General features: G+C 38.1%; 10 protein-coding genes. All 10 read right to left on the bottom strand.

Features of this window, described 5'->3' with window-relative positions; translation table 11 throughout:
• Positions 1-106: 106 nt before the first annotated feature.
• The 10 genes from LQ50_RS10085 to LQ50_RS10130 all read right to left on the bottom strand — a co-directional run bounded on the left by LQ50_RS10085 (position 107) and on the right by LQ50_RS10130 (position 12039).
• The gene (locus tag LQ50_RS10085) at positions 107-1216 is read right to left on the bottom strand and encodes a glycoside hydrolase family 88/105 protein (protein WP_034628795.1); all 1110 of its coding nucleotides are present in this window, start codon (positions 1214-1216) and stop codon (positions 107-109) included.
• 31 nt (positions 1217-1247) lie between these two features.
• Positions 1248-2813: a glycoside hydrolase family 43 protein gene (locus LQ50_RS10090; protein WP_034628797.1), complete on the bottom strand. Its 1566-nt coding sequence runs from the start codon at positions 2811-2813 to the stop codon at positions 1248-1250.
• 20 nt (positions 2814-2833) lie between these two features.
• On the bottom strand, positions 2834-3847 hold the full coding sequence (locus tag LQ50_RS10095; RefSeq protein WP_034628798.1) for a dienelactone hydrolase family protein: 1014 nt from the start codon (positions 3845-3847) through the stop codon (positions 2834-2836).
• Between the two features lie 33 nt (positions 3848-3880).
• Complete coding sequence (locus LQ50_RS10100) at positions 3881-5407, bottom strand: glycoside hydrolase family 28 protein (RefSeq protein WP_052144684.1); 1527 nt, start codon at positions 5405-5407, stop codon at positions 3881-3883.
• Between the two features lie 26 nt (positions 5408-5433).
• A complete protein-coding gene (locus tag LQ50_RS10105; protein WP_034628800.1) occupies positions 5434-5748 on the bottom strand; it encodes a cupin domain-containing protein in 315 nt (104 codons plus the stop codon).
• Between the two features lie 15 nt (positions 5749-5763).
• Positions 5764-6963, bottom strand: coding sequence for an MFS transporter (locus tag LQ50_RS10110; protein WP_052144685.1), 1200 nt, complete (start codon positions 6961-6963; stop codon positions 5764-5766).
• A 22-nt stretch (positions 6964-6985) separates the two neighbouring features.
• Entirely contained in the window at positions 6986-8095 is a 1110-nt protein-coding gene (locus LQ50_RS10115) for a prenyltransferase/squalene oxidase repeat-containing protein (protein WP_034628803.1), read from the bottom strand.
• Positions 8096-8134: 39 nt separating this feature from the next.
• Positions 8135-9010 (bottom strand): carbohydrate ABC transporter permease, encoded by an 876-nt coding sequence (locus LQ50_RS10120; RefSeq protein WP_034628805.1) that lies wholly within the window; start codon positions 9008-9010, stop codon positions 8135-8137.
• A gap of 80 nt (positions 9011-9090) precedes the next feature.
• Complete coding sequence (locus LQ50_RS10125) at positions 9091-9984, bottom strand: ABC transporter permease (RefSeq protein WP_373279189.1); 894 nt, start codon at positions 9982-9984, stop codon at positions 9091-9093.
• A gap of 516 nt (positions 9985-10500) precedes the next feature.
• Complete coding sequence (locus tag LQ50_RS10130; RefSeq protein ID WP_084138717.1) at positions 10501-12039, bottom strand: extracellular solute-binding protein; 1539 nt, start codon at positions 12037-12039, stop codon at positions 10501-10503.
• Positions 12040-12234 lie beyond the last annotated feature (195 nt).

The following is a 12234-nucleotide window of genomic DNA, read 5'->3' on the forward strand; positions in this document are numbered from 1 at the left end:
CCTTCCTTTAATGAGCTATCTTAACTATATCATTAGTCATCTACTAGTAGAGAGCTATTTTTTGTGCTCTCTACTAGTAATTAATTAGAAGAAAGGTGCTGATTTTCTACTTTGATTCATGTTGATACATTTGCATACTTGCTAAGATAAATGCCCCTACCCCGTGCAAGTCATTTTCACTCGTTTCGCGCCCAACATAATAATCATACACTCCGATTGATGTTCCAATGCAAATCCCAGTTAAAGTAACTTGATCTTCCTCATCTACACGAATTGAATGTTGAATAATTCCTTCATAGCCTTTTTGGGCATTTTGAAAATACTTAGCATCGATGTAGCCCTGGTTAACAGCCTTAGCAATCGTATAAACAAACAAGCTTGAGCAAGAGCTTTCTAACCAGTTATCTTCAAGATGGCCTTTATCAATGATTTGATACCATAACCCTGTCTTCTCATCTTGATAACGAACCAAGTTTTCAACCAGATTTTGAATGACTTCGATCAACTCTGCTTTCTTCGGATGGTCATCAGGGAGCATACCAATCATGTCTACTACCGCTAACCCATACCAACCTAATGAACGTCCCCAAATTTCAGGTGCTGTATTAGAACCTGGAACATGCCAGGGTGTCTGACCACTTTCATCCCATCCATGGAAATAAAGACCTGTTTTTTCATCCCTTGTGTTCTTTCTCATTAACTGTTCTTGATATAAAACTAAATCTACTAATTCTGGCTCATTAAACTGCTGACCATACTGCAATGTAAAAGGTCCTGCCATATAGAGCCCATCAAGCCACATTTGATAAGGGTACTTATCTTTATGCCAAAACCCGCCTTCTTTTGTTTTGTTAATTGTATTTAGAAGATTACGAAGCTTAGTAGCTGCTATTTTATAACGTTCTTCTCCCGTTTGATTATATAATGGTAGAAGTAGTAACCCCGGTTGAATGGCATCTAGCTCATCTCTAGCAAAGTAAAAGTTCCCTTGTTCATCAACAAGCTTATCAACATATTCCTTGAAATAATAGAAGTAATCTTCATTCCTTGTTTCTTGCCAAACACTATGAACACCACACAAGAAAACGCCTTGATGATAATGCCATCTATCTGCTGGTGGAAGCTTGATTGGTTCATATTGACTCATTAAACTTTCACTTGCTCTTTGTGCCCATTCTAATGCGCTCTTTCCATTAACCGCTACTTGATTTGCCATTGTTCATTCCTCCTAAAATTTTGTTTATTATTTAAGAAAGACCTACATATTCAAAATAATCAAAGTCAGCAACGTTTTGGCTCTCTGTTCCGTTGCTGCTTGCATACATCCCAATGTACGAACCTGTAAATCCGCCTGCAACTTCCGTACTTAAAATTCGCCCATCAACGTCTTCATATAGTACATGCCACTTTTCCGGCTCTATAGCATAATAAAAGTGGTAACTCTGGTTATACGCCTCAACCTTCAAAAACAATCGTTTGGTCTCTACTTCTTGAACTGACCAAGTCTCATCCTCACCTGCTACTCGTTTTAGCAAACGAATAACAGAGTGGTCATTCATTTGTGTATATTCCATCCTAATTTGAAAATCGCTATTTTGTAGCAAAACAAGACCAGCTGATTCACTATCTGCTTCAGGATAGAAATCCATAACGGTTCTTACAGCAAAATCAGCATGTTGCTGACGTCTGCCAATAAAGCTAGGATTCACTTCTTCCGTAATTACTTGAGGTCTAACCTTAAGTCGTAAATACCCTGGTCTTTCCGTAAGAGAATAAATTTCCCCCCTAGGTGTCCGGATGAGGTTCCATTGATCACTTAATTGGTTTGAATCGAAATGATCGCATGCCGGTGTCGTTGACCATCGATGCAGAGCTAAATTCGGTCTTTTCATCTCTTTTTCAATCACGCCTTTTCCAGGGTTCACAACAGGCCAATCATCTTCCCAAATGAATGGAACAAGAAAGGTCTCTCTACCTAAGTTGCTAAAGTCTCCTCCATATGGTCGTGATCCGAGGCAAACCATCCACCACTCTCCTGTTTGGGTTTGCACAATATCTGCATGGCCAACATTGATAATCGAAGCGTTTTTTCCCAAATGTCGATGCGTTAGTATCGGATTGGTTTTACATACTTCATATGGACCCGTTACCTTTTCACTTCTAGCAATCGTGACAGAGTGAGTGAATCCGGTTCCACCTTCTGCAATTATGAGGTAGTACATGCCACGTATTTTATACAAGTGTGGAGCTTCTTGGGCATGAATTTGCTTTAAGGCTCCATCCCATAAACTCACTCTCGGTCCAACCAATTGTTTCATCTCTAAATCCAACTCTTGTAGGTAGATTTCCATATGTTTTGCATATTCCTGTCCGCTTGGTGGAACACGATTAGCCGTAAAATAAACTTTGCCATCATCATCAAAGAATAAAGATGGATCAATACCAGGTGCACCTTCAAGCCAATTTGGGTCGGACCAAGGTCCCGATGGATCTGTTGCGGTTACATAGAAATTTCTTCTTGCACCTGTTTTACTAACGACGAAGGTTGTGATCATATAAAACACCCCATCATGATAGCGAATGGTTGGTGCGTATATGCCCTTAGAACAAGGCGTATCATCCAAATTTAACTGGGAAGGCCGATCCAGCACATGACCAATTTGTCGCCAGTTAACTAAATCTTTGCTGTGAAAAATCGGTACACCAGGAAAATACTCAAAGCTCGATGTTACTAAATAAAAATCATTCCCTGCTCTACAAATAGAAGGATCAGGATAACATCCTGGTAAAATCGGGTTTCTAAAAACATCCATTCTTTTCCCCCTTAACTGTTTCAATCTTCATTTTGTATGAGAGCACTTACTAACCAATTAAATGATTTGCTGCCACTTACTTCATGCCCACCTTCAAAAACATCATAAGTAAAAGCATCTTTTGCATTTTGTGATTTATAGATTTTTTTAAGTTTGTGTACGGCTTCCTGTACTCCATGAAACGGGAAGAGGTGATCATTGATCCCTGACTCAATACATAACGACCTTGGTGCAATTAAGCCAATTAAATCTGGCAGTTCGGCGTTTTGTAATATGCCAGGTAAATAATTATCAAGACAATGTCTCCTAGCCATAATGCTGTCTTTAAACGTGTTTGCATATCCACTAATCACCGTAGCTTTGATCCTCTCATCGATTGCAGAAGTAAATGCTGCAATCAGTCCCCCACCGGAAAACCCCATGCATCCAATTTTATCGTTATCAATGTCGGGCAATCCATTTAAGTAATCTAATACTCTCGTACACTCATATACTCTAAGTCCAGCGAGTGTTTTCCCATGTAATAGGAGTTGGCTTGCTAGTTCAAAGCATGAGTTATCAGTAGTCGAATCCGTGGCGGCAAGCTTTCTATCACCAAATCCTAATAGCTCTGGAGCAACGACAATCACTCCTCTTTGGACTAACTCAATTGCAAAATTTTTATGAATACCTGGAACCCCTAAATTAGGAAGCCCGCCTGGATAGAGTCCTACAACTTCCTTGCTTCCATAGCCATGACCATGAATAGCAAGAACGGCGGGAAGTGGAGATGCCGATCTCATTTTAGGTATTAGCACATATACAGGCATTTTGAGAGATTGACAAGTTTGCATTTCAAGACGTATTCTCTCATAGGTATCGTATTCAACCCTCTCAATGATCTGTGGTTGCAACTCTCCTTCAAGGCTCGTAAAATCACCTAACGCCTCTATCAAAAAGTCCTTTATATGTTCTCTATTTCTTCTCGTATCTACAACATGTGTTTGTACCGTATCTTCGTATAGCTTCTGTAAAAATGGATTAGGAGACCACATCACCACTACCTCCAACAAAGTAAGCTATGAATATTAGTTACCTGCAAACGTCACTTCTTCACTGTTGCTATCTACAAAGTCTGCATAAGCTTCTTTCATCTTTGCTGCTTGACGTCCGAAAATATATACATCATCCACCTTAGTCAATTTGACTACAGGTGTGTTAACATGCGACTTTTTCATCCCAACATGATTAAGCTCAACATCTTCTCCTTGCTCAACAATCACAGCAGGTCCTTGACGTGTCTCAACTTGTACTTGATGAAATTCAATTCCACGAACATGTTTGCAAAAAATCCCTTCCCCAGCCATGATTACTTCTTCTTTCACCATGTCCGGTTCACCACCTACCTCGTTTGCATCCATTGTCATTTCAACTTTCATATGTCGTATTGAAACATCTTCAATTGGCAATTCAGGTAGGCCGTAAATGAAACCGGCAGCAGCCAAACAGTTTTTTGCTGTTACATTACTAATTTGAATATTTTTTACTCTTGGTGTTTTTTCTGTTACAGGGATTGCCTTAGCGCAAGTCATTAGTGGATCATCCTCATCAATTCCATATCGATAAAAAGAATTTATAGCTAGTGGACAAAAGACATCTTGCATATATATGTTATTAATTAAAATGTTCTCAATGTAAGCACCTCTAGCCCGATTCGTTTTAATCCTAATGCCACGGTCTGTTCCGATAAATACACAGTTAGAAACCGTTATGTTCCGTATTCCACCAGAGTTTTCACTTCCGAAAACAACACCTCCATGACCTCGGGACATCGTACAGTTTGTTACAGTTACATTCTCTGTCGGTCTTCCCACTCTTCTGCCATCTTCATTAATTCCAGATTTCAAACATAAGCAATCATCCCCAACATCAAAATGACAATCCGACACACGAACATTGGAACAAGAATCAAGATCAAAGCCATCACCATTTGGTGTATCAGAAGGGTTTTTAAACGTTACCCCTCGTACGTTTACATGATCACAATAAACGAGATGTGTGTTCCAAAATGGCGAATTTTGGAACGTTATACCTTCAATTGTTACACCATGGCAATTGAAGAGCTGCAACAATGGTGGTCGTAAAAATTGTGTGTTCCACTCAACTAAATTTGTTTTCATGCGTAGCTTTTCTTCATTTAACTTAGCGAGCTTTTTCGTTACAGCTGTTTCAAACGATTTTCCTTTTTTAATTAAGTGATAAATGTCCCACCAAGCTGATCCTTGCCCGTCAAAACAACCTTCTCCTTTTATTGATACATTTTCAAGTCCATTTCCATAGATAAGCGGTGAAAACCCGTAGCATTCATAGCCAGACCACCTTGTTTCTACCGGATAATACGCATCAAAATCATTCCGAAATAATACGAGGGCACCTGCTTCTATAAATAAGGTCATATTGCTTTTTAGTACAATCGGCCCTGTAAGGTATGTTCCAGCTGGAATTCTGACTGTCCCTCCCCCATCTTCAGAGCAAGCTGCGATCGTTGCAGCAATTGCCTTCGTATTATCCGTGACACCATCACCTTTGGCGCCAAATTCTGTAATGTCTCTCATGCAAACATAGCCTCCTTCACTAACGATTATTTCAATAGATCTTCCCTCAGTGGAGTAAATGTATCTAACAAAGTCCCTGCCTCAAGTGCGGTTACACCATGAACAGCATTACTCGGTATATAAAGTGTTTCTCCCTCTTTCACTAACACTCTTTTCCCATCAACATGAAAATCAAATGTTCCTGCTAAAACATACGTAAATTGCTCATGCGGATGACTATGCTCAGCACCTACCCCTCCTAATTCAAATTCTACTTCCATCATCATGATTTGTTTTCCTGGTTGATGAATCTTTCTCTTAATCTTCGCATCGACTACTTCCCACTCTCCAATTTCTGCCACCTGAAACGCCCCTTTCTATTGATCTTTTGCTAATAGAGGAATGATTAATTGAATAGCCATAACAAAGACTAGTATCCAAGGTATTGTAGCCGGATTAATCTCGGTTGAAAAAACCATAAAGATTACAATCCCTAGTCCCCTACCAATATTAATAATGGCTTCCCTCAACACGACTGATTCCACACGGAAATTTTCCTTTAAAGGTATTTTATCTAGCCATGTAAAATAGTACGCAGCATATGTGTTTCCTTGAAGCGGCTTAAAAATAGAACTAATTGCCATAAATAAAACAACGGTCCAAATAGAAATCTCCCAAATTAAGAAAGTAGCTGAAATAAGCATCCCTATTGCTGCAACTAATAAATATATTTTCGTAGAATCAATATTTGCAAAACGAGAAATTGCATAACTAGCTACAATTGACAAGCTTAAAAACAAAACATTCATGTACCCTACAAAGCTCTCATCTGGAAAAATCGTAAAAAGTAAAATCGGTGGAATATACATGAGAATCCCTTGTGGGAATCCAATAATAAACCAGCCAAATAGAGCCTTTTGAAAGTTCGGCTTTTTCTTTACTACTAACTTTAAATACTTCATGTAATACTCTTTATGGTGAGAATGCACTTTCTTAATTCGAAAGCTTCCAATCGTGGCAATGATAAACATTAAAAAAGCAATGGAAAAAACAATGATATAGCCGGTTAGCTCTGTATACAAAGTGATGACAAAGCCAGCCGCCGCCGGACCTACCAGATTAGCTAGACCCATTAACATTTGGTTCCAACCAAGATATCGATGCCGATTTAAATTGTGTGATACTTCATGCGCTAATGTAAAATAACTTAGCCAATAAGCGGCCTGAGAAATCCCTCTAACTAAGGCAAATAAGTAAAAATACTGAACCATGTTTTCTTGTGTAACAACGATACAGAGGTAAAAGAAAGCCGTTAAGAAAATCCCATAACGATAGATCGCTAAATGTCCTTTTTGTTTGGCCATCTTACCAATAAGTATCGTTGCTACTGCTTGAGAGAGAATAGCTGTTAAATTAAACAGTCCATTAATCAGTAGGCTTTCGGTTAACCGCCATAAATACAGGTTGATAAAAATAAGTGATAACGAATTGCCAAACTGAAAAATTGTATGGTTCACAAGCGTTATAACCGCTTGCTCCGACAGCCGTTTTTCTTTAGGCATTTTTAGTAATCTCATTTTCTTGCAACACTTCTCTCACTTATAGAAGTTTATAAAATTCCTGAAAACCTTTAATTGGTTTGCTTTTTAGTCCTGCAAGGCTATAACATTTCAGTCGAATCAACGTTGCTTGTGTACTTGCATTCATATCTCCCTCATACAATCCCTTACCTAAACAAACGGGCTCAGGCATGTTTGGATAGTATTCTCCCTTTTTTACTTGGGCCACATTGGGAGCAGGTGGCGAATGCTCCATTTCCCTTGAAAATCCGCCATCTTCTCTCTTTAATTTACTAATATTGGCCGCTGTTATTTCTAATATATCGAGCAATTCATGCTTTGGAATCGAGATATCGATATAGGAGAGCAGATCAATAGGATTTCGAATATAGCACATATCGATAGCTTCTTCCGTTTTCAAGCATGTAAGAATACTTTGATAGATTCGATCTGGATTTGGCATTGGAATTTGGAACTTACTATAAAAAGTATGAAGTTTAAATGTTCCCGAAATGCGAACGTATAGACTTCCTCCGCCCCATAGTCCTGTTTCTGGATCTTGAATGGAAGCTAAATAATTTTCAGCCTCCTGTAAAAAAGGGGCGCACTCCTCTTCTGTCATTTCTCCCAAATACACGCAAGATGTTGCAAGCAAATCACAGCCTCTCCAACTATTGCTCAAGTCAATACTGCGCCATTTTTTTAAATACTCCTCAGGTGACTTTACATAATCAGGTGCACTTTTTGCTTCAAGTGGTAAAGGAAAAAGTGCGTTACCACCTAATCTTTCTAACGAATTTACTGAATAATTGATCGCACGATGAACCATAACTTCATCTTTCTTCATAGATGGATGATCATCGTAAAAAAAACCTGAGTCTTCCTTTTGCTTTGATTGAAAAAAGCGGATCATTTGTGTTCTCATCTGTTTTGGCATGTCATCTATGAGGTTATTCCGTATTAAAATGTTTAACGCTTGTGCAGTTGATTCAATATCAGGACTAAAATAATGATCATTGATCGAACTTCTAGCGTAATAAAATCCTCCTGTCGAAGGATCATATTGACCAGCAAGCCAACGGAAGAACCCATCATATTGATCGTCCAACTTTTCTAAGACACTAGCAAAGTCCTTTGTATTTTGAACCATTCATTCACCTACTCTATGAATATTTTCACATGACAGATCTTACCCTTTCATCGAACCGATTAATGCACCTTTTGCAAAGTATTTTTGTAAGAAAGGATAAACCATTAAGACTGGAATAGTTGCGACTACGATAACAGCCATTTTTATTGTGATCTCCGGCGGCGGAACATCTGTAAATTCTGCCCCGTCATAATTAAGTCCACTTGCAAGTACAACGATTTGTCGCAAAAGTACTTGAACTGGCCATTTCGATGAGTCACTTAAATACAAGATTGCGTGCATATATGTGTTCCAATAGGTTACAGCATAGAACAAAGAAATCGTCGCAATGGCAGGCATTGAACATGGAATGACAATTCGGAATAAGATCCCAAAATCACTACACCCATCAATCTTAGCTGACTCTTCTAATCCGTCAGGGAGGTTTTGGAAGAAACTTTTTAAGATAATCATATTAAAAGCATTAATTGCAACTGGAACAACTAAGGCTGCAAGTGAATTCAATAAACCGGTTTGTTGTACTACTAAGAATGTTGGGATCATTCCCCCATTAAATAACATTGTAAATACGATAAAAAACATGATAAATCGTCTTCCTACTAAATCTTTACGTGAAAGACCGTAAGCTGTTAAAGTGGAGAGGAGCATACTAAAGACCGTTCCTCCTACGGTAACCCCAATAGAAATCATCATGGCTCGCATAACCGTATCTGTTGAAAAGATGTAACGATACGCATCTAAACTCCATACTGTCGGAATTAAAACGAACCTTTTTTCAGCCAATTCAGCACTTGTTGTAAATGATGCTGCTAAAACATGAATAAATGGTAAAACACAAAGCAATGCAATAATCGCAAGAAGTGTAATATTTGTAATGTTAAATAAGCGGCTGCCTAATGACTTGTCTCCAACCATGATTGTTCCTCCTCAAATGTCACATTCGTGTATAGTGATCTCCTTCAATCTGAAGTAACTGACTATATGATATAAATTATTTAATAAACACCTTCCTCACCAGCCCTCTTCGCTAACCAGTTAGCAAAGACTACAAGGATTAACCCGACGATTCCCTTGAAAAATCCTACCGCCGTTGCATAACTAAATTGACCTTGTTTTAAACCGGCCGTATACACATACGTGTCAAAAATTTCCCCTACTTCACGGTTTGAAGCATTTAATAATAAGTAAACGTGTTCAAATCCAAGCTCTAAAACATCTCCAATTTTTAAGATTAATAGAACGACGATCACACTTCTAATTGCTGGAAGCGTGATGTGCCAAGCTTGACGTAAACGATTCGCTCCATCCATTTTTGCTGCTTCATAGAGTTGAGGATCAACTGCAGCAATTGCTGCTAAGAAGATAATGGTTCCCCATCCAGCTTCTCGCCAAATAACTTGGAGAATGTACATCGGTCTAAACGTGTCTGGATTCATCAAGAAATTAATTTTCTGGAACCCCATCATCTCTAACAAGCTATTAATAATACCACCGTCTAACGTCAACATAACAAAGCTAATGGAAACAATTACAACCCAAGACATAAAGTGTGGGATATAGATCAATGTTTGAACACTACGTTTAAACATTTGGTTCCTCACTTCATTTAACATTAAAGCGATAATAATAGGGATTGGGAAAAAGACAAGTATTTGTAAACCGAATAATGCCAATGTATTCCTAAAAATCATCCAAAAGTCAGGACTCGTAAACAACCGCTCAAAATGCTGAAATCCAACCCACTCGCTTCCCGTAATACCTAAATACGGCTTATAATCCTGGAAGGCAATAATCAATCCATACATCGGAATGTATTTGTAAATGAAAAAATACAAGATCCCCGGTGCAATCATTAAATAAATCCACTTATTCTTCTTAATCCGTCTCATTAGTTCAGCCCGTTTGTCAGGCTTTGGTAACGGCGTATTTGATTTTTCCAACGCGACGTTATTTTCCATACTCAACTTCCTTTCTCACTTGTTAATTGTTGTTTTTTTGTAACCGCTTTCTAACTCTTATCCTACATGTAAATATGGAATTACAGCTATAATCATCACGTTATAAGTGACTGAAAACACTGGATTTATCAAGCTTTTTCTAATAACCGGAGATTTTGATTATTCATGAACAAAGAGTAGGAAAATCATTAACTTAGTCATAGGTGCTTGCAAAAAAAATGATAATAGAAGATGGAAACAAATATTAGGTATTCGTTTGTTAAATCGTTTGTTAAATACCATTGATCTCGTTTAAATTCCTCAATCTCTCTTTGAGAATTTCATGTGCTAATTTCTCCTCTTCAATCACAGCTGTTTTATCCAGACATTGCACCAGACCAACATACAAAAAAAAGAGATTGTCTTAACAGGATTAGCATCCCCAAGACAACCTCCACTTTTATGTTTTTAGTTTAACTCTTCGTAAGATGCATTAAACTCCTCAATGATTGCATCTCCTCCTTGTGATTTCCAGTTCTCAACCGCAGCTTCGAAACCTGCTTCATCTGTTTGGCCAAGAATATAACGAACAGTTGCATCATCAATCATCTGTTTCAGTCTATCACCATCACGAATATAGGTTGGTGAATCCAATGTTAGTGCTAAATTATTAATAAGATAGTCGTTGTTTTCTAACACCATTTGATCTGCTTTTTGTCTCACTTCATAATCTGTGTAAATAGAGTAACGGCCACTCGTAGCTGGTTCTCCAACTTCCATTGTTAAATAAGGTCGAATTTCTCTATCGATCTTTTGTTGATCATCAGTAATAGCTGCAGCTCTTCCATCTTTTACTTCGTAGTGCTCACCTTCAATACCCCAGTACAAAATGTTTGCAATCTCAGGATTCATTAGTTGATCATAGAAACCTAAAATTTTAAGAAGCTTCTCTTCTGATTCAACAGACGATTTAGGGAACATCATTAATTCACCAAAACCAGGAATTGCCCATACACCAAATTCCCCATGAGGTCCTTCAACGTAATTTTGAACATCAAATTCTAGATCCGGATTTAGAGCGACTGCATCATTGTTTAAACTAGTTACATCTTCCATCGAACCAACGTAGACACCAGCTGTCCCATTTGTTAATAGCGCTGTTTGATCCCCTTTACTTGTTACAGGGAAATCTTGGTTAATATAACCGTTTGAGTGCATTTCACGATAAAATTTTAATGATTCCATATACTCAGGGAACATAAATTCAGGAAGAAGTTCACCGTCTTTTAACCCCCATTCATTTGGAGTACCAAACCAAGAAGCAATTGTTTTAAATCCACCATAGATTAAATCGCTACGGTCAGCAAGGCCAATCGTATCGTTTCTTCCTGTTCCATTTGGATCATCCTCTGTAAATGCTCTAACCATTTCCATGAATTCTTCCGTCGTAGTCGGAGCTTCAAGCCCTAGATTATCAGCCCAGTCTTTACGATAAATAATCCCTTGACGAGATAATGGTCTTCCTTGATATACCCCATAAAGCTTACCGTCAACAGCAGAGTTCGCTAAAATTTCTTCATTTAAATTGCTTAAATACTCAAATTGATCTAAATAAGGACCAATTTCCCAAAACTGATCGTTTCTAATTGCATCCTTGAACTGATTCAATTGCGCAAAACTTACTCGAACCGCATCCGGAAACGAACCTGTTGCAAAAGCAGTATTTAACCTTTCCTCATAACTACTGTCTGGAACCCATTGGATGTCTAATTTGTAATTTGTTTTTTCTTCAATTAACTCTTGAATTTTTGGAGCTGGCGTTTCTGGTGTGTGCAAATTAGTCATAATTGAAAACTCAAAAGGCTCTTCTGTTTCTACTGAATCCGTTCCTTCTGCAGGAGAAGGCTCATCACTTGAAGCGCTTTCATTTTTATTGCAAGCAGAAAGCAGTACTAGTATGAAAGCAAACATACAACCTAAAATAAATAACTTATTAGACTTACCCATGTACAAACCCCCAATTTCTTCTTCATTTTAATAATACCGTGTAATAAAAGAATTTGCTGACTTTTTTCAAAAAACCTTTAAAGAAAAACTACATTCTAGTTGGCTCAATTCTCTCTTAATCGGTTTCTTTACGACTACCATGAATCACCCCCACTACTTAATTCAAGTAACAACGTTGTAATTCATTGAATGAAA

Origin of the sequence: Halalkalibacter okhensis (assembly GCF_000787375.1) — a bacterium.
GTDB classification, from domain to species: Bacteria; Bacillota; Bacilli; order Bacillales; family Bacillaceae_D; genus Halalkalibacter; species Halalkalibacter okhensis.